Origin of the sequence: Bradyrhizobium sp. CCBAU 11361 (assembly GCF_028128935.1) — a bacterium.
GTDB classification, from domain to species: Bacteria; Pseudomonadota; Alphaproteobacteria; order Rhizobiales; family Xanthobacteraceae; genus Bradyrhizobium; species Bradyrhizobium niftali.
The window spans coordinates 251,303-275,775 of record NZ_LBJZ01000199.1 but is presented as its reverse complement, the minus strand read 5'-3'; the positions used below and the strand labels follow the sequence as shown (position 1 = coordinate 275,775).

The 24,473-nt window shown below is 65.6% G+C and carries 19 protein-coding genes and 1 other RNA gene; 14 read left to right on the top strand and 6 right to left on the bottom strand.

Features of this window, described 5'->3' with window-relative positions:
- The first annotated feature begins 164 nt into the window (after positions 1-164).
- The 5 genes from XI08_RS42800 to XI08_RS42780 all read left to right on the top strand — a co-directional run bounded on the left by XI08_RS42800 (position 165) and on the right by XI08_RS42780 (position 8,071).
- Positions 165-1,913, top strand: a complete 1,749-nt coding sequence (locus XI08_RS42800; protein ID WP_271579026.1) for a methyl-accepting chemotaxis protein — start codon at positions 165-167, stop codon at positions 1,911-1,913.
- A gap of 119 nt (positions 1,914-2,032) precedes the next feature.
- A complete protein-coding gene (locus XI08_RS42795) occupies positions 2,033-3,457 on the top strand; it encodes a methyl-accepting chemotaxis protein (RefSeq protein ID WP_271579025.1) in 1,425 nt (474 codons plus the stop codon).
- A 632-nt stretch (positions 3,458-4,089) separates the two neighbouring features.
- Positions 4,090-4,554 (top strand): (2Fe-2S)-binding protein, encoded by a 465-nt coding sequence (locus tag XI08_RS42790; RefSeq protein ID WP_209312083.1) that lies wholly within the window; start codon positions 4,090-4,092, stop codon positions 4,552-4,554.
- 8 nt (positions 4,555-4,562) lie between these two features.
- Positions 4,563-6,731 carry a xanthine dehydrogenase family protein molybdopterin-binding subunit gene (locus XI08_RS42785; protein WP_271579024.1) on the top strand — a complete coding sequence of 723 codons (2,169 nt, stop codon included), beginning with the start codon at positions 4,563-4,565 and terminating at the stop codon, positions 6,729-6,731.
- Positions 6,728-8,071, top strand: coding sequence for a c-type cytochrome (locus tag XI08_RS42780; RefSeq protein ID WP_271579023.1), 1,344 nt, complete (start codon positions 6,728-6,730; stop codon positions 8,069-8,071). Before XI08_RS42785 ends, XI08_RS42780 begins: the two co-directional genes overlap by 4 nt.
- Before the next feature lie 220 nt (positions 8,072-8,291).
- Here the strand turns inward: XI08_RS42780 and XI08_RS42775 are convergent, their stop codons facing one another.
- The 5 genes from XI08_RS42775 to XI08_RS42755 all read right to left on the bottom strand — a co-directional run bounded on the left by XI08_RS42775 (position 8,292) and on the right by XI08_RS42755 (position 11,046).
- Positions 8,292-9,116 carry a TIGR00282 family metallophosphoesterase gene (locus XI08_RS42775; RefSeq protein ID WP_271579022.1) on the bottom strand — a complete coding sequence of 275 codons (825 nt, stop codon included), beginning with the start codon at positions 9,114-9,116 and terminating at the stop codon, positions 8,292-8,294.
- Positions 9,094-9,690, bottom strand: a complete 597-nt coding sequence (locus XI08_RS42770) for a 5-formyltetrahydrofolate cyclo-ligase (RefSeq protein ID WP_271579021.1) — start codon at positions 9,688-9,690, stop codon at positions 9,094-9,096. Before XI08_RS42770 ends, XI08_RS42775 begins: the two co-directional genes overlap by 23 nt.
- Before the next feature lie 277 nt (positions 9,691-9,967).
- A non-coding RNA gene (gene ssrS / locus XI08_RS42765) (6S RNA) lies at positions 9,968-10,128 on the bottom strand.
- 217 nt (positions 10,129-10,345) lie between these two features.
- Positions 10,346-10,729 (bottom strand): cell division protein ZapA, encoded by a 384-nt coding sequence (locus XI08_RS42760; RefSeq protein ID WP_027544175.1) that lies wholly within the window; start codon positions 10,727-10,729, stop codon positions 10,346-10,348.
- Positions 10,726-11,046 (bottom strand): DUF4164 domain-containing protein, encoded by a 321-nt coding sequence (locus XI08_RS42755; protein ID WP_020608063.1) that lies wholly within the window; start codon positions 11,044-11,046, stop codon positions 10,726-10,728. The genes XI08_RS42760 and XI08_RS42755 overlap by 4 nt, the downstream gene beginning before the upstream one ends.
- A gap of 366 nt (positions 11,047-11,412) precedes the next feature.
- On the opposite strand from XI08_RS42755, the gene tkt reads away from it, so the two are divergent.
- The 9 genes from tkt to XI08_RS42710 all read left to right on the top strand — a co-directional run bounded on the left by tkt (position 11,413) and on the right by XI08_RS42710 (position 21,053).
- Positions 11,413-13,428 (top strand): transketolase, encoded by a 2,016-nt coding sequence (gene tkt / locus XI08_RS42750; protein ID WP_271579020.1) that lies wholly within the window; start codon positions 11,413-11,415, stop codon positions 13,426-13,428.
- Between the two features lie 149 nt (positions 13,429-13,577).
- Positions 13,578-14,585: a type I glyceraldehyde-3-phosphate dehydrogenase gene (gene gap / locus XI08_RS42745; protein ID WP_271579019.1), complete on the top strand. Its 1,008-nt coding sequence runs from the start codon at positions 13,578-13,580 to the stop codon at positions 14,583-14,585.
- A 10-nt stretch (positions 14,586-14,595) separates the two neighbouring features.
- Positions 14,596-14,724: a hypothetical protein gene (locus XI08_RS42740; RefSeq protein WP_256374866.1), complete on the top strand. Its 129-nt coding sequence runs from the start codon at positions 14,596-14,598 to the stop codon at positions 14,722-14,724.
- A gap of 27 nt (positions 14,725-14,751) precedes the next feature.
- On the top strand, positions 14,752-15,945 hold the full coding sequence (locus XI08_RS42735) for a phosphoglycerate kinase (RefSeq protein ID WP_271579018.1): 1,194 nt from the start codon (positions 14,752-14,754) through the stop codon (positions 15,943-15,945).
- A gap of 54 nt (positions 15,946-15,999) precedes the next feature.
- On the top strand, positions 16,000-17,067 hold the full coding sequence (fba, locus tag XI08_RS42730; protein WP_092186765.1) for a class II fructose-bisphosphate aldolase: 1,068 nt from the start codon (positions 16,000-16,002) through the stop codon (positions 17,065-17,067).
- 299 nt (positions 17,068-17,366) lie between these two features.
- Positions 17,367-18,407, top strand: coding sequence for a class I fructose-bisphosphate aldolase (locus XI08_RS42725; RefSeq protein WP_271579017.1), 1,041 nt, complete (start codon positions 17,367-17,369; stop codon positions 18,405-18,407).
- A 3-nt stretch (positions 18,408-18,410) separates the two neighbouring features.
- Positions 18,411-19,097 carry a thiamine phosphate synthase gene (locus XI08_RS42720; protein ID WP_271579016.1) on the top strand — a complete coding sequence of 229 codons (687 nt, stop codon included), beginning with the start codon at positions 18,411-18,413 and terminating at the stop codon, positions 19,095-19,097.
- An 8-nt stretch (positions 19,098-19,105) separates the two neighbouring features.
- Positions 19,106-20,170 carry a tetratricopeptide repeat protein gene (locus XI08_RS42715; protein ID WP_271579015.1) on the top strand — a complete coding sequence of 355 codons (1,065 nt, stop codon included), beginning with the start codon at positions 19,106-19,108 and terminating at the stop codon, positions 20,168-20,170.
- Between the two features lie 97 nt (positions 20,171-20,267).
- Positions 20,268-21,053 (top strand): inositol monophosphatase family protein, encoded by a 786-nt coding sequence (locus tag XI08_RS42710; RefSeq protein ID WP_027544183.1) that lies wholly within the window; start codon positions 20,268-20,270, stop codon positions 21,051-21,053.
- Between the two features lie 139 nt (positions 21,054-21,192).
- Here the strand turns inward: XI08_RS42710 and XI08_RS42705 are convergent, their stop codons facing one another.
- Entirely contained in the window at positions 21,193-24,348 is a 3,156-nt protein-coding gene (locus XI08_RS42705) for a multidrug efflux RND transporter permease subunit (RefSeq protein ID WP_271579014.1), read from the bottom strand.
- Between the last annotated feature and the right edge of the window lie 125 nt (positions 24,349-24,473).

The following is a 24,473-nucleotide window of genomic DNA, read 5'->3' as shown; positions in this document are numbered from 1 at the left end:
GGGAAGCGCGGCCTTATAGGCCGCCAACCCACCGAAATGAAGAGGCTCTACGACTTTAAGGTAACACAGTAATGCCTCGGGCCTAGATGTCAGGCATCGTTAACCCTGACTTCATTCCGGACTGCGAAAATAACGTCCGACCGTCCCCCGACAAGAGAGACCTGATGGCGTTCGGACTATTTCGGAAGCGTCTGCCGGACATGGCTGCGCCTGCGGCCGCCCCGCAGGCTGCGCAGCCGCCGGCCCATTCCGAGCCCGGCCCGGCCACTGAGGGCGATTCGGCCAGGGAAATCCTGGAACTGCTGGAACTCGAGCTGGGCGCGATGATTCGCCAGCTCGAGCGCGCCGCCAATTCGGTGGCCGGCGGCGCCGAAGCGACCGCCGTGACCCTTGCGGCCATTCGCGACCGCACCGACGCCCTGACCGGCCGCACCAACGCCGCGCAGTCGACCGCATCCACCTTCGCCCATGCCGCCGACAAGTTCACCCAGTCCGCCCAAGGCATCGGGGCGCAGGTTCGCGAGGCCGGCAAGCTCGCCGACGAGGCCAGTGCCGCAGCGCAGGAAGCCCGCGCCAATGTCGACCGCTTGCGGGAATCCTCCGCCGCCATCGGCAACGTCGTCAATCTGATCGCGCAGATCGCGCGGCAGACGACCCTGCTCGCGCTCAACTCGACCATCGAGGCCGCGCGCGCCGGCGCTGCGGGCAAGGGTTTCGCGGTCGTCGCCACCGAGGTCAAGGCACTCGCGGTGCAGACCCAGGGAGCGACGGAAGAGATCACCAAGAAGATCGACGCGCTCCAGCGCGACGCCGCCGGCTCCGCCGATGCCGTGCACCGCATTTCGCAGGCGATCGAGGCGATCCGCCCCGTCTTCGAAACCGTCAATGGCGCGGTCGCCGAGCAGAACGCCACCACGAGCGAAGTCTCAGGCAATGCCGCGAGCGCGTCGGAGTTCATCGTCTCGGTCGGCCAGAGCGCCGCCGAGATCGATGCCGCAACCAAGGCGGCCGAGACCCATGGCGAGAACGTCGCCAGCGCCGGCAAGGCAGTCACCACCTTCGCACAGAAGCTGAAATCGCGCTGCGCGGTGCTGCTGCGCCAGAGCGAGCACGACGACCGCCGCAAGACCGAGCGCCTGCCCTGCCATCTCAAGTTCGAGAGCGCGCGCGGAGTGATGCCGGTCTACGAGATCGCGATGGACGGCGTGCTGATCGGCGGTGCGGACGCAGGCCGTCTTGCACCGCAAGCGATGATCGAAGGCAGCCTCGAACAGGTCGGCGCCTGCCGCCTGCGCGTCGTCGAGCAATCCAAGGCCGGAGCCCGCGCGCACTTCGTCAATCCCAATGCCGAGCTCCGCGAGAAGATCGAAGACCGGCTGTGGGCGATCCACGAGGAGAACACGGAGTTCGTCACCCGCGCCATGGAAGCCGGCAGCGCGCTGACCGCGATCTTCGAGCAGGCGGTTGCACGCGGCGAGGTCAGGAACGAAGACCTGTTCGACACCGACTATGTGGAGATTGCGGGCACCAGTCCGCAGCAATACCGCACCAGATATCTGGACTGGGCCGACCGCGCGCTGCCGCCGTTCCAGGAAGCGTTTCTCGCCAAGGAACCGCGCATGGCGTTCTGCGCCATGGTCGACCGCAACGGCTTCCTGCCGGTGCACAACAAGATCTATTCGCATCCGCAGCGGCCGGGCGACGTCGCCTGGAACACGGCCAACAGCCGCAACCGGCGCATTTTCAACGATCCGGCGGGGTTGGCGGCCGCGCGCAACCTGCGCTCGTACCTGGTCCAGAGCTATGCGCGCGACATGGGCAACGGGACCACGGTGATGATGCGCGAGATCGACGTCCCGATCCGCGTGCAGGGCCGGCACTGGGGCGGATTCCGCACCGCTTACAAGCTGTAGTGCACGCTCTCGTGCACTCCTAGGCAAGACGCCGGGCGCGAATCATCCTCTAAGGTCGAAGCTGGACTGGGAATGCCGCGGGAGCCGGCGCACGGCTCTGACTGGAGGACTCTCAAGACATGTCCGTCGCACAACTTGCCGTACTGGACACCGGATCCAACCGGACGCTCGCCGAACGACTGATCGACCAGCTCGCCGACCGCATCGGCGGTCTCGGCGTGGAGCTCGCCGACATTGCCGGCAACGTCCAGGAAGTCGCAAACCGCGTCGCGAACCAGTCGGAACGGTTCCATCACCTCCAGGAGACGGCCCAGACGATGGTCTCGGCCAACCACGACATCGCCAATGCGTCGCAGGCGGTGCAAACGACGACGTCCGCTGCGGTCGGCGAGATCGCGCAGTCGCGCAACGCCGTCGATACCGCCGTCAGCCACATCTCCGAGCTTGTCGCCGCCGTGGGGCGGATCGAGGCGCGCTTGAGCGCGGTCGGCTCGGCGCTGGCGCAGGTGGCAAAGGTATCCGGCTCGATCGAAGCAATCGCGAAACAGACCAATCTGCTCGCTCTCAACGCCACCATCGAGGCAGCGCGGGCCGGCAATGCCGGCCGCGGCTTCGCGGTGGTCGCAAGCGAGGTGAAGAACCTCGCCGAAGCCACCCGCCAGGCCACGCACCAGATCTCCGACACCGTGCGCGATCTCGACGGCCAGATCGAAGGCCTGATCGGCGAGAGCAGCGACGCCTCGCAGCGCGCGAAGACCGCCGGCGAAGGCGCCCAGCAGATCTCCAGTATCATCTCGCGCGTCCAGCAGGGTTTCGCCTCCGTGGAGGCGGAGATCGACAGCGTCGCGCGTGCGGCGACCTCCAATCTCGGCCATTGCGACACCGTCATCAGCGAGCTCAACGAGCTCGCCAAGGGCGTCGACCTCTCCTCGCGCGATCTCAAGAGCGCCGATCAGCGGGTGACGAAGCTGCTCGACACCTCCGAAGGCCTGATCGCGATGATCGCCGACAGCGGCGTGGAGACGTCGGACGCGCCGCTGATCCGCGCGGTCGTCGAGACCGCCAAGCGGATCTCGGCCGAGTTCGAGGCCGCGATCGATCGCGGCGAGATCACGCTCGACCAGCTCATGGACGAGAAGTACCGGGAAATTCCCGGCACCGATCCAAAGCAGTATCTCACCAGCTACGTCGACTTCACCGACCGCGTGCTGCCCGCCATCCAGGACCCGATCCAGAAATCCGACCCCCGCATCGTGTTCTGCGTCGCCTGGGCCAGGGGCGGCTACCTGCCGACCCACAATCCAAACTACCGCCTGCCGCAGGGCAAGGACCCGGTCTGGAATAACGCCAATTGCCGCAACCGCCGCCTGTTCAACGACCGCGCGGTGAAGAAGGTCGCGGCGAACACCAAGCCGTTCCTGCTCCAGACCTATCGCCGCGACATGGGCGGCGGGCAGTTCGTGCTGATGAAGGACCTGTCCTCGCCGATCATGATCCGCGGCAAGCACTGGGGCGCGTTCCGGATGGGCTTCCGTCACGGCTGACGGGTGTCGCGACGGCCCTTGAATCAAAAACCTGAAAAACAACCCCATGCACAGTAGCCGGGGCGCGTGGAATCAATGGCTTACGCGCCTGGCGAAGAGACTCATCCAGCGCCCCGCGCAGGCGCGTTCCCTCCCCCCTGCGGTGGAGGGGACCGAGAGAGCTGTGCCATCGGCCGAACGCGATCCGACTTCAGCTATCGCACTTTAGGCGCCGATGAACCATTGCTCCGTCGGGCAAGACAGGAGCATGATGTCATCGTCGCGCACGTCGGCGATCCGGCCGTTGGCCGTTGCAACTGATCCCGTGCGCCGTGCTCGCCGTCGCCCGACTTTCCCAATCGCACGAATTTCGTCATCGCATGAATTTGCACATCCGCACGATCGTCTGCGGCGACCATCGAGGCGCGCGGCGAAAATGCGTCAAAACATGACGATTATCATATCAATTAGCCCAAAACCGTAGCAGCGATCGTCGCACAAATTCGTGAACGTCATGGCCTGACGCTTCGGTCGCGCAAATATGCATTGCCAGGAATTTCGACTCTTCATCGTTTCGCGTCGTTATGATTATGGTCGCGCGGAAATTTCGTCGGCTTGATCGCCGCAAGCGATCGTCGAGCAAGGGGATGCACATGGCAACTGTTCTCACCATCAACGGCGAAACGAAATCCTTCGACGCGCCACCGGACATGCCGCTGCTGTGGGTGCTGCGCGACATCCTCGGGATGACCGGCACCAAGTTCGGCTGCGGCATCGCGCAATGCGGCGCCTGCACGGTGCATGTCGACGGCAAGGCGGTGCGCTCCTGCGTGCTGCCGGTCAGCGCGGTCGAGAACCGCACCATCACCACCATCGAGCACGTCGGCAGCACACCTGCGGGTGCGAAGGTGCAAAAGGCCTGGTTAGAGGCCGAAGTGGTCCAGTGCGGTTACTGCCAGTCCGGCCAGATCATGTCGGCTGCGGCATTGCTGGCGGCAACGCCAAACCCCGACGATTCCGACATCGACGCCGCCATGGCCGGCAACATCTGCCGCTGCGGCACCTATGTGCGCATCCGCGAGGCCATCAAGCAGGCCGCCACTGGCCGTCAGTCGTGAGGTCCGCCATGAATGCACACAACAGCGTCTCCCGCCGCACGCTCCTGACCGGGGGTCTCGCCACCGGTTTCCTGCTCGCCTTCCACCTGCCGCTGCGCGCCGCCGTCAACGAGCCGGTGCAGCCGAAGGATACGACCGACGGCAAGTTCGCGCCCAACGCCTTCATCCGGATCGACCCTGAAGGTGCGACCACGCTGGTGATGCCGCAGGTCGAGATGGGACAGGGAATCTACACTGCGATCGCGATGATCCTGGCGGAAGAGCTCGACGCGGATTGGTCGAAAGTCCAACTGCTGCACGCACCGGCCAACGAAAAGCTTTACGGCAATCCGATTTTCATCATTCAGGCGACCGGTGGCTCCACATCGGTCCGAGCATTCTGGAAGCCGCTGCGTGAAGCCGGCGCCAGCGCGCGTGCCATGCTGGTGCAGGCTGCCGCTGCGCAATGGAACGTCGATCCCGCCAGTTGCACGACGTCGAAGGGTGAGGTGACCCACAAGGCGAGCGGCCGGACGCTCTCCTATGGCGCGCTTGCGGCTGCCGCGAGCGGCCAGACGCCGCCCAAGGACGTCCCGCTCAAGGACCCCAAGGATTTCGTCTATATCGGCCAGCCGTTCAAGCGGCTCGATACGCCCGAGAAGGTCAACGGCAAGGCGGTCTACGGCATCGACGCCATCGTGCCGAACATGAAGTTCGCAACGCTGGCGCAGTGCCCGGTTTTCGGTGGCAAGGTCGGCAAGGTCGATGATCGTGCCGCGAAGAAGATTCTGGGCGTGCGAAAGATCGTCGTGCTCGACGATCTCGTCGCCGTCGTCGGCGATCACATGTGGGCGGCGAAAAAAGGCCTGGACGCGCTCGACATCGCGTGGAACGAGGGACCGAACGCAAAGATCAATTCGAAAGCGATTTGGGACGATTTGCGCGCCGCCAGCGCAAAGGACGGCGTGGTCGCCAAATCCACCGGCGACATCGCCAAGGGCCTCGCGAGCGGCGAAAAACTCGAAGCTTCGTTCGAGCTGCCGTTTCTCGCCCACGCAACGATGGAGCCGTTGAACGCCACGGTGCATTGCACGCCCGATTCCTGCGAAATCTGGACCGGAACGCAGATCATGGCGCGCGTGCAGTCGGAGGCGGCAAAGGCGGCCGGGCTCCCGGTCGAGAAGGTGACCGTCAACAATCACCTGCTGGGCGGCGGCTTCGGCCGCAAGCTCGAGCCTGACATGGTGGTCGCGGCCGTTCGCATCGCCAAAGAGGTCGACGGGCCGGTCAAGGTCGTGTGGACCCGCGAGGAAGACATTCAGCACGACATCTATCGACCGGTCTATCGCGATACGATCGCAGCGACCTTGTCGGCCGGCAAGATCGTCGGCTGGAAATACAAGATTGCCGGCGCTGCGATCATCGCGCGCTGGCTGCCGCCGGCCTTCCAGAAGGGCATCGATATCGACGCGATCGACAGCGCCACCGACGTGCCCTACGACATCCCGAATGTCCACGTCGAGTATGTGCGGGCCGAACCGCCGGCGATACCAACGGGGTTCTGGCGCGGGGTCGGGCCCAACAACAACGTGTTTGCGGTCGAATGCTTCATCGACGAACTGGCGCGCAAGGCGGGCAAAGACCCGGTCGAGTTTCGCCGTGGAATGCTGGCCAATCAACCACGCTTCCTGTCCGTCCTCAATCTTGCGGCAGAGAAAGCCAATTGGGGTCAACCCTTGCCGGCGCGCGTCGGGCGCGGCGTGTGCTTGCAGCCGTCTTTCGGGAGTTTCATCGCAACCGTTGTGGAAGCTGAGGTCGACGAGCAAGGCGAGATCAATCTACGCCGCGCGACCTCGGTGGTGGATACCGGCATCGCCGTCAATCCCGATACGATCGTGGCTCAGGTCGAGGGCGGGCTGATCTTCGGCCTTACCGCCGCGCTCTACGGCGAGATCACCATCGACAAGGGGCGAGTCCAGCAATCCAACTTCAATGACTATCGGATGTTGCGGATCAATCAGACGCCCAAGATCGAGGTTCACGTCGTTAGGAGCGGCGAGGCCCCCGGCGGAATTGGCGAGACCGGCACGACGGCGGGACCGCCGGCGCTGCGCAACGCGATTTACGCCGCAACCGGCGTGGCACTGCGGCGCCTGCCGATCGACCGGAAACTGCTGGCTGCGGGGAAAAAGGCATGAGCGGCAAGATGCGTATCCTCGCGAGCCTCATTGTGATCGCCATCGTCGCGGTGGCGCTCGGCGTCTTCATCATCCGCGGGCCCGGCCCGCTCGACTTCGCCGGCGGCAAGAAAGTGGCGCTGGCGGATTACCGCGCCGGCAAGCCGACCGGCGTGCCGGCCAAGCTGGAGAAAGCGAGCCCGGTCGAGCGCGGCGAGTATCTGGCGAAGGCGGCCGACTGCATGGTCTGCCACACCAAGCCGGGCGAGAAGGACTATTCCGGCGGGCTCGCCTTCAAGCTGCCGTTCGGCACGCTCTATTCCACCAACATCACGCCGGACAAGGACACCGGCATCGGCAATTACAGCGACCAGGATTTTCTGAACGCGGTCCAGCACGGCAAGCGCAATGACGGCGCGCGGCTCTATCCGGCGATGCCGTACACCTCCTACACCTTCATGACCGACGAGGACGTGCTGGCGGTGAAGGCGTATCTGTTCAGCCTGCCGGCGGTGCGCGCGAAGGCGCCTGACAATACGCTGTCCTTCCCGTTCAACCAGCGCTGGGCGATGATCTTCTGGTCGGCCGTGTTCAATCCGGACACGCGCTTTGCACCCGATACGTCGAAGAGCCCGGAATGGAATCGCGGTGCGTATCTTGCGGAGGCGCTGGCGCATTGCGGCGAGTGCCACACGCCGCGCAATCTCGGCTTCGCACTGGATAACCGCAAGAAGTTCGGCGGCGCCATCACCGCCGGCTGGCGTGCCTTCAACATCTCCTCCGACAAGGCCACGGGCCTTGGCAATTGGCGCGACGAGGATCTGATCTCGTATCTGTCGCTCGGCCATGCACCGGGCCACGGCTCGGCCTCGGGTCCGATGGGCGAAGCCGTCGACCACAGCTTTAGCCAGTTCGCCCCCGAAGACATCAGCAGCATCGTTGCTTACTTGCGCAGCGTGCCGCCGGTGCCCTCGCCCGACCTCCCCGCCACCACCGCCCCAGTCGCGCCCGCCTCGCACCGCGACGGCGTCACGGCCGACGCCCGCGGCAAGAAGGTGTTCGCCAGCGCCTGCGCCAGCTGCCACGGCTGGAGCGGCGAGAGCCCGGTCTCGCCGATGGCAACGCTCACCGGCACCTGGGCCGTCAACGACCCCGCCGCCACCAACGTCGCGCAGATCGTGATCTCAGGCACCAAGCGGCATACGCCTGACGGTGCGCTGTCGATGCCGGCATTCGGCAACGCATATACGGACGACGAGATCGCGGCAGTGGCCAACTACGTCACGGCGCGGTTCGGCACCAAGGGCTCGAAGCTGACGGCGAAGGATGTCGCGGAGCTGAGGCAGCAGACGGCGGAGTAGCGCGCAGCCATCTGCGGCGAGATTGATGCGCAATCGCGCGCATCAATCTCCGCCGTCGTCCCGGACAAGCGAAGCGCAGATCCGGGACCCATAACCACAGGGAGGAGTTTGGCGAAGACTCGTGGTTGCCAGCGTCGCGCCAAACCACTCCCTGTGGTTATGGGTCCCGGCCCCCGTGCGTAATTGCGCACTAGGCCGGGACGACACTGAGTTTGCGGAGCTAGCTCAACCAGAACCTCGGCGTCGTCGGCTCAAGCCGGCCGCCGACACGCACCGGCGCGATGCGCAGTGCGAGGCCCGTTGCATCGTCGGTCTCGATCGCAATGCCGCTGAGCGTCGCCACCCCCGCAGCCGGCTCGAACCGGCCGGAGGGAATCCCCGACGTGAACCGGCGCAGCGGTTCTTCCTTCTGCATGCCGATGATGGAATCGTAGTCGCCGGTCATGCCGGCATCCGTCATGTAGGCGGTGCCGCCCGTGAGGATCTGGTGATCGGCGGTCGGCACGTGCGTATGCGTGCCGACGACGAGGCTGGCACGGCCGTCGCAGAAGAAGCCGATGCCCTGCTTCTCGCTGGTCGCCTCGCAATGGAAATCGACGACGATGGCATCGGCGGCAACACCGAGCGGACAGGCGCCGAGCTCGCGCTCCAGCGCCGCAAAGGGATCGTCGAACGGGGTCATGAAGACGCGGCCCAAGGCGTTGACGACCAGCGCATGCTTGCCGTTCTTGGTCTCGACCAGCGCGGCGCCGCGGCCGGGCGTGCCGCGCGGATAGTTCGCGGGCCGCACCAGGCGGTCGGCGCGCTCGATGAACACCAGCGCCTCGCGCTGGTCCCAGGAGTGATTGCCGAGCGTCACCGCGTCGGCGCCGGCATCGAGAAACTCCTGATAGATCGCTTCTGTGATGCCAAAGCCGCCGGCGGAATTTTCGCCGTTGACGACGACGAAATCGAGCGACCAGTCCTTGACCATGCCGGGCAGATATTCGGCGATGGCGTTGCGGCCGCTACGGCCGACGACATCACCCACGAAGAGAATGCGCAACTTCAGAACTCCGGAAATCGAACACGTCCGATTCCGTTAGCACATAATCCAGCGCGACGTCGTGGGATAGTGCCGGAACCGCCTCGATCTCCTGTGCTGCAAAGGCAAGCCCGATGCCGACGATTTGCTTGGTCTTGCGCAAGTGCGCGAAGGTGAAATCGTAATGTCCCGCACCATAACCGATGCGGTGGCCGAGGCGGTCGAAGGCCGCGAGCGGCGTCAGCATGATGTCGGGAATGACTTCGGCGGCCGCCGGCGACGGCTCGGGAATGCCGAGCGGACCGAGCATCAGACGGTCGTTCGGATGAAAGATGCGGAAGACCAACGACTGGCCGCGCGCGGTGACACAAGGCAGCGCGAGCCTTGCGCCCTCCTCGGCGAGCTTCCTCAAGAGCGGCATCGGATCGATCTCGCTGCGGATCGGCGAATAGCCGGAGACGATGCTGCCCGGCAGCAGCTTGAACGGCAGCCCGCGCTTGGCGAGCTTGGTGGCCGCGGCGGTGCGCTTCTTCTCGCTCAGCGCGTCGCGTATGGCGAGGGCTTTGGCACGGAGTTCGGCTTTGGAGTTGGACATGCGCGCTTTTCCCCGAAGGCAGAGCCTTGCTCCGCTGTCATCGTCCGCGAATGCGGACGATCCAGTATTCCAGAGACGCCAGTTGCAAGAACCGAGACGCCGCGGCGTACTGGATGCCCCGGTCCCGGCTCCGCTACGCTATGCCGGGCCTACGCAGATGCGCGGCCGGCGAAGCTTTAGCGAAGACGGCAAGCCGGGGCATGACACCGAGACTTTGATTGAACCGCAAGCGTGTCGGGGACGCAATTTCGACAAGCACAAACCAAGCAAACAAAAGTGCGAAGCCGCGGACGCCGTTGAAGCACTCGATCCCGGAGTTCCCTACGAAAGTAGGTGGGCACCATATGTCCGGGCCCACGGGCCCGGCCAGGGACAGTTCCCTAAAGGATCGATAAGGCCCCGGGGATATATGGCTCCGGACGCGCGTCGCAGCCTCGCCTGCGCAATGTAACAACGATACTGACGAATCACCAGAGCGATCCCACGTGGCCGCCGGGATACGGCGATAATGCTCGGCCTGCATGGTTCGAGACGCCCGCTTGGGGCGGGCTCCTCACCATAAGGGTCCAAGATATCCCGCAAACAAGACCTCATCCTGAGGAGCCCGCAAAAAGCGGGCGTCTCGAACCATGGCCACAAAGGAAGACGCCAACGGTCAGCCGATCGCGATCCCGTTGCCGACGGTCCGGTTCAGGACCTGGGTCGATTTCTCGATGCGTTCGGCGGCGGCGTTCAACGCGTTCACCACCGCGTTCTGCGTCATCCTGGCGCGCTCGACGGCGGCATTGCGGAAATCCCGCAGCTCGGTCAATTCCTGCTCCATGGCGCGGACGCGGTTGCCGGCGTCGACGAGTTCGTCGCAGACGGTCAGCGCCGCCATCACCGTGAGCCTGGCATCACCGATCTCGCCGAATTTTCCACGCAGTGACTGAATCCGCGTCTCCAGGCTTTCGGCGAGCTTGAGCAGCCGCACCTCCTGGCCCTCCTCGCAGGCCATGCGGTATTGCCGGCCGTTGATGGTGACGTTGATGTGGCTCATCCATCCTCTCCGGTATCGAGCACCGAGCGTATCGTGACGATTGCGGAATCCAGCCGGTCGGAGATCTCGCGATTGGTGCGCTCGAGCTTGCGCGCCTTCACCAGCGCACCATCGAGCTCATCCGCAAGCCGCGAGCGGTCCGCGCCGAGTGCCTGGATTCGCGCAGCGAGTTCGTTCTCGTCGCGATCGGCATCGCGCCGCCGCTCGACCGCGCTTTCGAGCGCGTCGAGCGCCGCCATGAGCCTGCGGGTCGCGATCTCGATCTCGACGGCGGAGGACTCGGTCATGGCGGAACTGTTGGAAACGCGATCGTTCATGCGGTCAGCGGCGGACCTTGGTGGCCTTTGCATCGGGGCTTGCCGCCCGGCAAAAGACTCGGTTCGGCAAGCGGTTAGAAGCAGAAATTTACGTGGCAAGCTAGCAAATCGCAACGTCGCCGCGAAACTATGCACCGATAGATCGGCCCTCGGCATGCCGGCCGGCTGGTTCCGGATCTGCATGATCCGCGGCTGCGGCTTTTCCGGATCATGCCGTAAGCAACTTTTGCGGCCAAACCGGCGTTTGATTGCCTTGGACTCCCGGAACCGAGATGCTATCCAGCCCCCAACCTCCCGTGACCGCCAGGCTCGATCCAGCGCGGCGCACAGGGCCATCAAGCACCTCATTCCAGACGGATTTTCATCATGATGCAGCTCGATGCCACCCGTATGGCCCAGACGCAGGTCGACCACACCCGCATGGCCAACGCGATCCGCGGCCTTTCGATGGACGCTGTCGAGAAGGCGAAATCGGGTCATCCGGGCCTGCCGATGGGCGCCGCCGACATTGCCACGGTGCTGTTCACGCAATTCCTGAAATTCGACGCCGCCGCGCCCGCCTGGCCGGACCGCGACCGCTTCGTGCTCTCGGCCGGCCACGGCTCGATGCTGCTCTATTCGCTGCTGTATCTCACCGGCAATGCCGAGATGACGCTGGACCAGCTCAAGCAGTTCCGCCAGCTCGGCGGGCTGACGCCTGGCCACCCTGAGAACTTCCACACCAAGGGCATCGAGACCACCACCGGCCCGCTCGGCCAGGGCATCTCGACCGCGGTCGGCATGGCGCTCGCCGAGAAGATGCTCGCCGCCGAGTTCGGCAAGAAGATCGTCGACCACCACACCTTCGTGCTCGCCTCCGACGGCGACCTGATGGAAGGCGTGTCGCAGGAAGCGATCGCGATGGCCGGACACTGGAAGCTCAACAAGCTGATCGTGCTCTACGACGACAACGGCATCTCGATCGACGGCCCGACCTCGCTCGCCGATTCCGTCGACCAGGTGAAGCGCTTCAAGTCCGCCGGCTGGGCCGCCGAGAAGATCGACGGCCAAGATCAGGCAGCGATCGCCGACGCCATCACCCGCGCGAAGAAGTCGAACAAGCCGACGCTGATCGCCTGCCGCACCACCATCGGCTTCGGCGCGCCGCACAAGGCCGGCACGTCGAAGGTGCATGGCGAGGCGCTCGGCGCCGAGGAGCTCAAGGCCGCCAAGGAAAATCTCGGCATCTCGCTCGAGCCGTTCTCGGTGCCCGACGACGTGCTGAAGGCCTGGCGCGCGGCCGGCAGCCGCGGCGCCGTGGCTCGCCAGGAATGGGAAGGACGGCTCGGTGAGCTCGGCAGCCGCAAGCGCGCCGAGTTCGAGCGCCGCCTGCGCCATGAGCGTCCCGCCTCGCTCGCAAAGGCGGTTCGCGCGTACAAGAAGGAGCTGCTGGAAAAGCCGCTGGTTGCGGCCACCCGCAAATCCTCGGAAGCCGTGATCGAAGTCATCGCCGGCGCGATGCCGATGGAGTTCCTCGCAGGCTCGGCCGACCTCACCGGCTCCAACAACAACAAGGCGAAGTCGGCGATCGCCTTCTCCGCCAAGACGCCGAAGGGCCGCTTCATCCATTACGGCATCCGCGAGCACGGCATGGCCGCCGCGATGAACGGCATCTTCCTGCATGGCGGCTTCGCGCCGAACGGCGCAACCTTCCTGGTGTTCACCGACTATGCGCGCCCGGCGATGCGCCTTGCCGCGCTGATGGGCGCCGGTGTCGTCTATGTGATGACGCACGACTCCATCGGCCTTGGCGAGGACGGCCCGACCCATCAGCCGGTCGAGCATCTCGCCGCGCTTCGCGCCATTCCCAACATGCGCGTGTTCCGTCCCTGCGACTCCATCGAGGTCGCCGAGTGCTGGGAGCTCGCGCTCAACCGCATCGACGGCCCCACCGTGCTGGCGCTGACGCGGCAGAACCTGCCGCAGCTCCGCACCACCGTGCCGAACGACAATCCTTGCGCGGCCGGCGCCTACGAGCTGGTTCCGGCGCAGGGCGAAGCCAAGGCGACGCTGTTCGCTTCCGGCTCCGAGGTCGAGATCGCGGTCGCCGCCCAGAAGCAGCTCGCCGAGCGCGGCATCCCGTCACGGGTGGTGTCGGTGCCTTCGCTCGAGCTTTTGTTAGCGCAACCAGAAGCCAAGCGCGCCGAGATCATCGGCAACGCGCCGGTGAAGGTCGCGATCGAGGCCGCCGTGCGCTGGGGCTGGGATGCCGTGATCGGCCAGGATGGCGAATTTGTCGGCATGCATTCCTTCGGCGCGAGCGCGCCGGCGAAGGACCTTTACAAGCATTTCGGCATTACCGCCGAGGCTGCGGTTAACGCCGTGCTGAAGCGCGTTTCCTGAGAGTTGAGCTTGCCAAAAAAAAGGACTACGTAACGTCCCATATGATCAAGCACCGCCCGGCCGAACCGGGCGTCCGCCCTAAAAAACCCTCGCTGACGCGTTAGCCGCGCGTCCGGCGGGATGACAACGGTCATTGAAGGAGACGAAAGATGGCAGTCCGCGTTGGAATCAACGGTTTTGGTCGTATCGGCCGCAACGTCCTGCGGGCGATCGCAGAGTCCGGCCGCAAGGATATCGAGGTGGTCGGCATCAACGACCTCGGCCCGGTCGAGACCAATGCCCATCTGCTCCGCTTCGACAGCGTTCACGGCCGCTTCCCCGGCACCGTCACCGTCGACGGCGATTCGATCAACCTCGGAGGCGGCAAGATCAAGGTGACCGCCGAGCGCGATCCCTCGAAGCTGCCCTGGAAGGATCTCGGCGTCGACATCGCGCTGGAATGCACCGGCATCTTCACCTCGAAGGACAAGGCCTCCGCGCATCTGACCGCCGGCGCCAAGCGCGTGCTGGTCTCCGCGCCCGCCGACGGCGCCGACGCCACCATCGTCTACGGCGTCAACCACGACACGCTGACCAAGGATCACCTGGTCGTCTCCAACGGTTCCTGCACGACGAACTGCCTCGCGCCCGTCGCCAAGGTCCTGAACGATCTCGTCGGCATCGAGACCGGCTTCATGACCACGATCCACGCCTATACCGGCGACCAGCCGACGCTCGACACCATGCACAAGGATCTTTATCGCGGCCGCGCGGCGGCGATGTCGATGATCCCGACCTCGACCGGTGCCGCCAAGGCGATCGGTCTGGTGCTGCCGGAACTGAAGGGCAAGCTCGACGGCGTTGCGATCCGCGTGCCGACCCCGAACGTCTCGGTCGTCGACCTCAAGATCATCGCCAAGCGCGCCACCGACGTGAAGGAAATCAACGCGGCGATGAAGCGCGCCTCCGAGCAGCAGCTCAAGGGCATCCTCGGCTATACCAATGCGCCGAACGTCTCGATCGACTTCAACCACGATCCGCACTCCTCGACCTTCCACGAGGACCAGACCAAGGTGCAGAACGGCACGCTGGTGCGCGTGATGTCCTGGTACGACAACGAGTGGGGCTTCTCGAACCGCATGGCCGACACCGCGGTCGCGATCGCGAAGGTGATCTAAGGGGAGCGTTATGCTTCCTGCCTGGATCGGAATTCCTGGCGTCATTCTGCTGTTCGCATTGATCGCGTATGGCATGCGCCAGGGAAGCAAAGTGACGACCAGGCAGGAAGGCAATCCACCCGAGCGCGATGCGCAGTAGCGTCGCCAGCGAACGAGTGATCAGGACATGGCCAAATTCCGCACCCTCGACGACGTCGACGTGAAGGGCAAACGCGTGCTGCTGCGCGTCGACCTCAACGTGCCCATGGAGAACGGGCGCGTCACCGACGCAACCCGGCTCGAGCGCGTCGCGCCGACCATCACCGAGCTCGCCGACAAGGGCGGCAAGGTGATCCTGCTCGCGCATTTCGGCCGGCCGAAGGGACGCGATGCCAAGGAGTCGCTCAAGCCCGTCACTGAGGCGCTGTCGAAGGTCCTGAACAAGCCCGTCGCGTTTGCCGACGACTGCATCGGCGAGCCGGCGGCAACGGCCGTGGCGGCACTCGAGGATGGCGACATCCTGTGCCTGGAAAACACCCGCTTCCACAAGGAAGAGGAAAAGAACGATCCCGCCTTCGTCGCGGAATTGGCCAAGCTCGGCGACATCTGGGTCAATGACGCCTTCTCGGCCGCGCACCGCGCCCACGCCTCGACCGAAGGCCTCGGCCACAAGCTTCCCGCCTATGCCGGCCGCACCATGCAGGCCGAGCTCGATGCGCTGGAGAAGGCGCTGGGCTCGCCGACCAAGCCCGTCATCGCGATCATCGGCGGCGCCAAGGTCTCGACCAAGATCGACCTGCTCGAAAACCTCGTCAGCAAGGTCGACGCGCTCGTGATCGGCGGCGGCATGGCCAACACCTTCCTGCACGCCCAGGGCGTCGGAATCGGCAAGTCGCTGGCCGAGAAGGATCTCGCGCCGACCGCGCTGCGGATCATTGAGAAGGCGGAAGCCGCCAACTGCGCCATCATCCTGCCGGTCGACGCCACGGTGGCCTATCATTTCGCGGCCAACGCGCCGTCCCACGCCTACGGCCTCGATGCGATCCCGGCCGACGGCATGATCCTCGACGTCGGCCCGCAATCGGTCGCCCGCGTCCACGCCGCGATCGACGACGCGGCGACGCTGGTCTGGAACGGGCCGCTCGGCGCCTTCGAGATGCAGCCGTTCGACCGCGGCACGGTCGCGGCCGCCAAGCACGCCGCCGAGCGTACCAGGGCGAAAAAGCTGATCTCGATCGCGGGCGGCGGCGACACCGTCGCGGCCCTCAACCAGGCCCATGTGGCCGGTGACTTCACCTATGTCTCGACCGCCGGTGGCGCATTTCTTGAATGGATGGAAGGCAAGCCACTGCCCGGCGTCGAGGTCCTGCGCATCAAGTAGTCAGTCGACAAGTAGCTAGCGGGGCCCGAAGGCCCAAACCGGAGAAAAAGACACATGGCTCGGATCACGTTACGTCAATTGCTCGACCATGCGGCTGAGAACGATTACGGCGTACCGGCCTTCAACATCAACAACATGGAGCAGGCGCTGGCGATCATGGACGCCGCCAACCAGGTCGATGCGCCCGTCATCATCCAGGCCTCGCGCGGTGCGCGCTCCTACGCCAACGACGTCATGCTCAAGCACATGATGGACGCGGTGACCGAGATCTATCCGCACATCCCGGTCTGCGTGCATCTCGACCATGGCAACGAGCCCGCGACCTGCATGACCGCGATCCAGGCCGGCTTCACCTCGGTGATGATGGACGGCTCGCTCAAGGCCGACGGCAAGACCCCCGGCGACTGGGGCTACAATGTCGGCGTCACCAAGACCGTGACCGACATGGCCCATCTCGGCGGCATCTCCGTCGAGGGCGAGCTCGGCGTGCTCGGCTCGCTCGAGACCGGCATGGGCGACAAGGAAGACGGCCACGGCGCCGAAGGCAAGCTGAGCCACGACCAGCTCCTGACCAATCCGGACGAGGCCGTGAAGTTCGTCCAGGAGACCAGGGTCGACGCGCTCGCGATCGCGATGGGGACTTCTCACGGTGCTTACAAATTTACCCGCAAGCCGGACGGCGACATCCTCGCCATGAACGTGATCGAGGAGATCCACCGCAAGCTGCCGAACACGCATCTCGTCATGCACGGTTCGTCCTCGGTGCCGCAGGACCTCCAGGACATCATCAACACCTATGGCGGCAAGATGAAGCCGACCTGGGGCGTGCCGGTCGCCGAGATCCAGCGTGGCATCAAGAACGGCGTGCGCAAGATCAACATCGACACCGACAACCGCATGGCGATGACCGGCCAGATCCGGAAGGTGCTCAAGGACAATCCGGAAGAGTTCGACCCGCGCAAGTACCTGAAGCCCGCGATGGAAGCGATGACCAAGCTGTGCAAGCAGCGGCTCCAGGAGTTCAACACCGCAGGGCAGGCCTCCAAGATCAAGAAGGTCCTGACCACCGCCGAGATGGCCAAGCGCTACGCCAAGGGCGAGCTCAATCCCCGCGTTGCGTAACGATCGCGCGGTGGCGTAAGGCTAGCTGCGCCCTATCCTCTCCCTCGCCCCGCTTGCGGGGAGAGGGTTGGGGTGAGGGGGAGTCTCCCCGGGGGCGCTGGCAGTTGGACTCGCGGAGAGTCCCCCTCACCCGGAATACGCGCTTTCAGCGCGCATTCCGGCCTCTCCCCGCAAGCGGGGAGAGGCGAAGAACCCTGACCTCCCGCCCCTTTACCCTGCGACGAACGTTAACTCGGCATTTGCCCGAGAACGGTCTATTTTCATGGGCAAGGGCAGAATCGTTTTGGGAGGACCTCTCGATGAATCTGACTGAGCTCAACAGGATCGCGACCGCGATGGTTGCGCCCGGCAAGGGCATTCTTGCCGCCGACGAATCCTCCGGCACCATCAAGAAGCGCTTCGACGCGATCGGCGTGGAATCGACGGAATCAAACCGCCGCGACTACCGCGAGATGCTGTTCCGATCCAGGGAAGCCATGAGCCAGTACATCTCCGGCGTGATCCTCTATGACGAGACGATCTGGCAGGATGCGAAGGACGGCACGCCGCTGGTGAAGCTGATCGAACAGAGCGGCGCCATCCCCGGCATCAAGGTCGACGAAGGCACGCAAGCCCTGCCGATGTGCCCGGGCGAGCTCGTCACCGTCGGGCTCGACAAGCTCGCCGAACGCCTGAAGAAATATTACGAGCGCGGCGCGCGCTTTGCCAAATGGCGCGCGGTGATCGACATCGGCAGCGGCACTGACGGCCGGGGCATCCCCTCGATGACCGCGATCGGCGTCAACGCCCACGCGCTGGCGCGCTATGCCGCGCTGTGCCAGGCCGCGCAGATCGTGCCGATCGTCGAGCCGGAGGTGCTGATGGACGGCGACCACGACATCGACCGCTGCTATGAAGTAACCCAGCGCGTGCTCAACAAGACCTTCCAGGAATTGCGCGTGCAGCGCGTCGCGCTCGAAGGCATGGTGCTGAAACCGAACATGGCGATCTCAGGCAAGAAGTGCGCGAAGCAGGCCTCCGTCGAGGACGTCGCGGAGAAGACGATACGGCTGCTCAAGGCCTGCGTGCCGGCCGCGGTGCCCGGCATCGCCTTCCTCTCCGGCGGCCAGTCGGACGAAGAGGCAACCGCGCATCTCAACGCCATGCACAAGCTCGGTCCGCTGCCCTGGGGCCTGACCTTCTCCTACGGCCGCGCGCTGCAGGCCGCGCCGCAGAAGGCCTGGTCGGGCAAGGCCGAGAACGTCGCGGCCGGACAGCGCGCCTTCAGCCATCGCGCGCAGATGAACGGCCTCGCCTCCAAAGGCGAATGGCAAAGTAGCCTGGAAAAGAAGGCAGCCTAGATCTTGTCGAACAAATCGCCTCCGCCGCGCCCGGCGCCGCGCCTTTATCTCGCGACGCCCGTTGTCGATGACCCGGCTTCGCTCATTGCCGAACTGCCGGGCCTGCTCGCCTCGTCCGACGTCGCGGCCGTGCTGGTGCGGTTGAAGGAGACCGACCAGCGCACCATGATCTCGCACATCAAGGCGCTCGCGCCGCCGGTCCAGAAGGCCGGCGCCGCGCTACTGATCGACGGCCATGCCGAACTGGTCGCGCGCGGTGGCGCCGACGGCGCGCACCTGCCCGGCATCGCCGCGCTGAAAGAGGCCCTGCCATCGCTCAAGCCCGATCGCATCGCCGGCGTCGGCGGGCTGACGACGCGGCACCATTCCATGGATGCGGGCGAGGTGGGCGCGGACTATTTGCTGTTCGGCGAGCCCGACGCGAAGGGCCAGCGGCCGTCGTCCCAGGCGATTGCCGAGCGGCTGGACTGGTGGGCCGAGCTGTTCGAGCCGCCCTGCGTCGGCTTTGCGACCTCGCTGGAAGAGGCCTACGACTTCGCCGCCAGCGGCGCCGATTTCGTGCTGGTCGGCGAGTTCATCTGGGCCGATCCGCGCGGGGCCAAGGCCGCGCTGATCGAGGCCGACGCTGCGATCAAGAAGGCCCATGCGACCGCGCCCGCAAGCCAAAATCCTGCGGGCGAGCACGGCTAGCGCCCGACATGAAGCTCCCGCGCATCACCATCCTGGCCACGCTGCTGCTCACAGTGCCCGCGGCCGCGCAGCTCCAGATCACGCCGCCGGCCGCAACGCCGAGCCCGCCCGCCGAGAAGCAGAAAGCCAAGCCGCCCGCGCCCGCCAAGAAGAAGGAGGCCGCCCCGGCGCCGAAGCCGTCTGCCTCGCCCAAGCCGGCGCTGCCCGCGACCGTGATCCCGGCGCCTCCGACCGACAATTCCAATGTCGACCTGGTGTACGGCGCCTATCAGCGCGGCCAGTACAAGACGGCCTTCGAGCTCGCCACCGCCCGCGCGCAGGCAGGCGATCCCAAGGCGATGACCATGCTCGGCGAGCTCTACTCCAACGCCATGGGCATCCGCCGCGATTACACCAAGGCGCTGGAATGGTACAAGCGTGCGTCCGACGCTGGCGACCGCGAGGCGATGTTTGCGCTCGCCATGCTGCGCATTTCCGGCCGCGGCGGCCCGGTCGACAAGGGCGAGGCGGTGAAGCTGATGGCCTCCGCCGCCAAGCTCGGCGAGCCCAAGGCGGCCTATAACCTCGCCTTGCTCTATCTCGACGGCCAGACCCTGCCGCAGGACGTCAAGCGTTCCGCCGAGCTGCTGCGCCAGGCGGCCGATGCCGGCCTGCCCGAGGCGCAATACGCGCTGGCGACCTTCTACAAGGAAGGCACCGGCGTGCCGAAGGACCCCGAAAGGGCGGTGCGGCTGCTCCAGGCGGCCTCGCTGACCGACAATGTCGATGCCGAGGTCGAATATGCCATCGCGCTGTTCAACGGCACCGGCACGCCGAAGAACCAACCGGCGGCTGTCGCGTTGCTCCGCAAGGCGTCCCGCCAGGGCAGCGCGATCGCGCAGAACCGCCTGGCCTGGGTGCTGATCAACGGCATGGGCACGTCCGTGGACAAGGTCGAGGGGTTCAAATGGCACCTGGTGGCGAAGACCGCCGGCAAGGGCGATCCGGAGCTCGACAAGCAATTGTCCGATCTGCCGGCCGAGAATCGGGCCAAGGCGGAGGCCGCCGCCAGGAAATGGCTCGGGACCAAATGACTTGACGCAATGACTTGACGTTAGCCCCCTCACAGGGCACCCAATCCCCAAACAGGCGCGTTTTAGCGCCATTTCCCCCGATCAAGACCGGAAGCTCATGCTGTATTCCGCAACTATCAACGTCATGGTCAAGGCCGCGCGCCGCGCCGGCCGCAGCCTCAAGCGCGATCTCGGCGAGATCGAGCATCTCCAGGTCTCGCTGAAGGGGCCGGCCAATTTCGTCTCGCTTGCCGACAAGCGCGCCGAGGAGATCCTCTACCAGGACCTCGCCAAGGCCCGGCCCGGCTACGGCTTCATCGGCGAAGAGGGCGGCACCCGCGAGGGCACCGACAAGAGCCACACATGGATCGTCGATCCCCTCGACGGCACCACCAACTTCCTGCACGGCATCCCGCAATTCGCCATTTCGATCGGCCTCGTACGCGAGGGCACGGTGATCGCCGGCGTGATCTACAATCCTGCGAATGACGAGCTCTACATCGCCGAGCGCGGCAAGGGCGCCTTCCTCAACGACCAGCGCCTGCGCGTGGCCGGCCGCCGCCAGCTCAACGAATGCGTGGTGGCCTGCGGCCTGCCCCATATCGGCCGCGGCGACCACGAGGAATTCCGCCGCGAGATGACCGCGATCCAGGACCGCGTCGCGGGCCTGCGCCGCTTCGGCGCCGCCTCCCTCGACCTCGCCTTCGTCGCCGCCGGCCGCCTCGACGGCTACTGGGAGCGCGATCTCCAGTCCTGGGACATCGCCGCCGGCATGATCATGGTGCGCGAGGCAGGCGGAACGGTGACCGACATCCCGACGCCGGGCGATCCGCTGGTGACCGGGCACGTCGTGTGCGGCAATGAGTTCGTGCACGGCGAATTGGTGAAGGTGTTGCGGAAGTAGGCGTAGCGCGAAGGCCCCTCCACGTCGTCATTCCGGGGCGCGCCTCTTGGCGCGAGCCCGGAATCCATTCATCCGCAGCGATTGTCTCGCGATGGATTCCGGGTTCGCGCTGACGCGCGCCCCGGAATGACGACGGAGGCTACGTCGGTCGCACCGGCGCCGGCGGCCCGTAGCCCTCGCCTTCCTCCGCCACCGTCTCCCGATCTCCCGCCAGCACGCGCTGCACCGAGACGAAGAACACCGGCACCATCAGCAGCGCCAGGATCACCACCGCGATCATGCCGCCCATCACGATGCTGCCGAGCGCCTGCTGGCTGGCGCCGCCGGCGCCGTGGGCGATGGCCATCGGCAGCACGCCGCAGATGAAGGCAAGGCCGGTCATCAGGATCGGGCGGAAGCGCAGGCGGCAGGCTTCGATCGTGGCGTCCACCAGCGGCTTGCCTTCCTTGCGCAGGTCCTTGGCGAACTCGATGATCAGGATCGCGTCCTTCGCGGCGAGGCCGATGATGGTGATCAGGCCGACGGTGAAATAGACGTCGTTGGGCAGCCCCCGCAGCATCGCCGCGATCACGGCGCCGACGATCCCGAGCGGCACGGTGAGCAGCACCGCGAGCGGAATCGTCCAGCTCTCGTAGAGCGCGGCGAGGCACAGGAACACCACGAACACCGAGAGCGCGAGCAGGAACGGCGCCTGCGAGCCCGACAGCTTTTCCTGGAGCGACTGGCCGGTCCATTCATAGCCGAAGCCGCGCGGCAATTTGCCGGCGAGGCGCTCCATCTCGGCGATGGCGTCGCCCGAGGTGAAGCCGGGCTTGGCTTCGCCGGAGATACGCACCGCCGGATAATAGTTGAAGCCGGCGATCTGCGTCGGGCCGCGCGCCCACTCCACCGTGGTGAAGGACGAGAACGGCACGAGCTGGCCGCGGCTGTTCTTGACGTTGTAGTTGAGGATGTCCTCGGTGCGCATGCGGTCGCGGGCGTCGGCCTGCACCACGACGCGCTGCATGCGGCCGCGGTTGGGGAAGTCGTTGATGTAGTTCGAGCCGAGATTGGTCGAGATCGTGTTGTTGATGTCCTCGAAGGTGACGCCGAAGGCGCCGGCCTTCTCGCGGTCGATCACGAGATTGACTACGCCGGCCTCGGGCAGGCCTTCGACATAGACCTTCTGCAGCACCGCGCTCGCGTTGGCCTCCGCGATCAGCTGGTCGGCGGCGCGCATCAGGGCCGGATAGCCCTTCTGGCCGCGGTCCTGGAGACGGAACGAGAAGCCCGAGGAGTTGCCGAGATTGTCGATCGGCGGCGGCTGCAGCGCCGAGATCTTCGCGTCGCGGATCGACGACGACAGATCCCGGTTGATGTCGGCGACGATCGCGGCGGCCGAATCCTTCGGCCCGCGCTCGGACCAGTCCTTCAAGGTGATGAAGGCCTGCGCGGTGTTCATGCCTTGACCGGAGAAGCTGAAGCCGGTGAGGAAGGTGACGTTGTCGACGCCCGGCCGCTGCGCCAGATATTTCTCGACCTTCTCGATCACGGCTTCGGTGCGAGGGTAGGACGAGTCCGACGGCGTCTGCACGTCGGTGGTGACGAAGCCCTGGTCGTCGACGGGCAGGAAGCCGCCGGGCAGGTTGACGAAGGCCCAGGACAGGCCGACGAGCAGTGCGACATAGACCAGCATGAGGCGGCCGGTGCGCTTCAGCGAGAAGCCGACGGTGCGGGAATAGCCTTCCCTGCCACCTTCGAGCATGCGGTTGAACCAGCCGAACACGCCCTTCTTCGCATGGCCGTGGCCGGCCGCGACGGGCTTGAGCAGGGTCGCGCACAGCGCCGGCGTCAGCGACAGCGCGAGGAAGGCGGAGAAGCCGATCGCGGCTACCATGGTCACCGAGAACTGGCGGTAGATGATGCCGACCGAGCCCGGGAAGAACGCCATCGGCACGAACACCGCCATCAGCACCAGCGTGATGCCGATGATGGCGCCTGATATCTGCGACATCGCCTTGCGCGTCGCCTCCTTCGGCGGCAGCCCCTCCTCGCTCATGATGCGCTCGACGTTCTCGACCACGACGATGGCGTCGTCGACGAGGATGCCGACCGCGAGCACCATGCCGAACATCGAGAGCATGTTGATGGAATAGCCGGCGAGCAGCAGCGTGGTGCAGGCGCCCAGAAGCGCCACCGGCACCACGATGGTCGGAATGATGGTGTAGCGGATGTTCTGGAGGAACAGGAACATCACCACGAACACCAGCACCACCGCTTCGACCAGCGTCGACAGCACCTTCTTGATCGAGGCCTCGACCACGGGCGTGATGTTGTAGGGGATCTCGTAGGAGATGTTGGCCGGGAAGAAGCGCGACAGCTCCTTCATCTTCGCTTCGACCGCGCTCGCGGTCGCCAGCGCATTGCCGGTCGGCGACATCAGCACGGACAGGCCCGCGGTCGGCTTGCCGTCGAGGCGGGTGTTGAACTGGTAGCTGAGGCCGCCGACCTCGATGCGCGCGACGTCGCGCAGGCGCACGGTCGAACCGTCGGCATTGGCGCGCAGGATGATGGCGCCGAATTCGTCAGGCGAGGAGAGCTGGCCCTTGACCAGCACCAGCGAGGAGGTGCGCTGGGTCGACGTCGACGGCTCGGCCCCGATGCTGCCCGAGGCGACCTGCGCATTCTGCGCTGATATCGCCTTGTTGACGTCGTCGGCGGTCAGTCCATAGCCGACGAGCTTGGCCGGATCGACCCAGACGCGCAAGCTGCGCTCGGTCGAATAGAGCGTGGCGCGGCCGACGCCGGGGATGCGGCGAATCTCGCCGAGCACGTTGCGGATCATGAAGTCGCCGAGGCCGACCTCGTCGAGGCTGCCGTCGGTCGAGTTCAGCGTGATGATCTGGAGCACCGCGCTCGAGGCTTCCTCGATCAGAATGCCCTGCTGGATCACCGCGCGCGGCAGGCGCGCCTCGACGCGCTTGATGCGGTTCTGCACCTCGACGGACGCCGCGCTGGTGTCGGTGCCCGGCACGAAATTGGCGATGATCTCGACCTGGCCGAGCGAGTCGCTGGTCGATTCGAAATTGAGGATGCCGGAGGCGCCGTTGAGCTCCTCCTCGATCAGGCGCGTGACGCTGTTGTAGAGGTTTTCCGGCGAGGCGCCGGGATAGCTGGTCGAGATCGAGATCGAGGGCGGCGCGATGATCGGATATTGCGCGATCGGCAGCAGCGGCACCGAGATCGCGCCGATCAGGCAGATGAAAAGCGCGACCACCCAGGCGAAGATCGGCCTGTCGATGAAGAAACTCGCCATTTGGCGCTTACCCTCGTTGTTTCATTAATCCTCATGGTGAGGAGCGCGGAACGCGCGTCTCGAACCATGAAGGCCCGGCTCTCGCCCGCGGCCATCCTTCGAGACGCCCGCTTCGGCGGGCTCCT

Coding starts and splice junctions, on each gene's coding strand:
- XI08_RS42760 (WP_027544175.1), bottom strand. CDS start 10,729: ATGAGCCACATCAACGTCACCATCAACGGCCGGCAATACCGCATGGCC.
- XI08_RS42735 (WP_271579018.1), top strand. CDS start 14,752: ATGGCCAAATTCCGCACCCTCGACGACGTCGACGTGAAGGGCAAACGC.
- XI08_RS42795 (WP_271579025.1), top strand. CDS start 2,033: ATGTCCGTCGCACAACTTGCCGTACTGGACACCGGATCCAACCGGACG.
- XI08_RS42740 (WP_256374866.1), top strand. CDS start 14,596: ATGCTTCCTGCCTGGATCGGAATTCCTGGCGTCATTCTGCTGTTCGCA.
- XI08_RS42790 (WP_209312083.1), top strand. CDS start 4,090: ATGGCAACTGTTCTCACCATCAACGGCGAAACGAAATCCTTCGACGCG.
- XI08_RS42715 (WP_271579015.1), top strand. CDS start 19,106: ATGAAGCTCCCGCGCATCACCATCCTGGCCACGCTGCTGCTCACAGTG.
- XI08_RS42770 (WP_271579021.1), bottom strand. CDS start 9,690: ATGTCCAACTCCAAAGCCGAACTCCGTGCCAAAGCCCTCGCCATACGC.
- XI08_RS42755 (WP_020608063.1), bottom strand. CDS start 11,046: ATGAACGATCGCGTTTCCAACAGTTCCGCCATGACCGAGTCCTCCGCC.
- XI08_RS42710 (WP_027544183.1), top strand. CDS start 20,268: ATGCTGTATTCCGCAACTATCAACGTCATGGTCAAGGCCGCGCGCCGC.
- XI08_RS42780 (WP_271579023.1), top strand. CDS start 6,728: ATGAGCGGCAAGATGCGTATCCTCGCGAGCCTCATTGTGATCGCCATC.
- XI08_RS42705 (WP_271579014.1), bottom strand. CDS start 24,348: ATGGCGAGTTTCTTCATCGACAGGCCGATCTTCGCCTGGGTGGTCGCG.
- tkt (WP_271579020.1), top strand. CDS start 11,413: ATGATGCAGCTCGATGCCACCCGTATGGCCCAGACGCAGGTCGACCAC.
- fba (WP_092186765.1), top strand. CDS start 16,000: ATGGCTCGGATCACGTTACGTCAATTGCTCGACCATGCGGCTGAGAAC.
- XI08_RS42800 (WP_271579026.1), top strand. CDS start 165: ATGGCGTTCGGACTATTTCGGAAGCGTCTGCCGGACATGGCTGCGCCT.
- gap (WP_271579019.1), top strand. CDS start 13,578: ATGGCAGTCCGCGTTGGAATCAACGGTTTTGGTCGTATCGGCCGCAAC.
- XI08_RS42725 (WP_271579017.1), top strand. CDS start 17,367: ATGAATCTGACTGAGCTCAACAGGATCGCGACCGCGATGGTTGCGCCC.
- XI08_RS42785 (WP_271579024.1), top strand. CDS start 4,563: ATGAATGCACACAACAGCGTCTCCCGCCGCACGCTCCTGACCGGGGGT.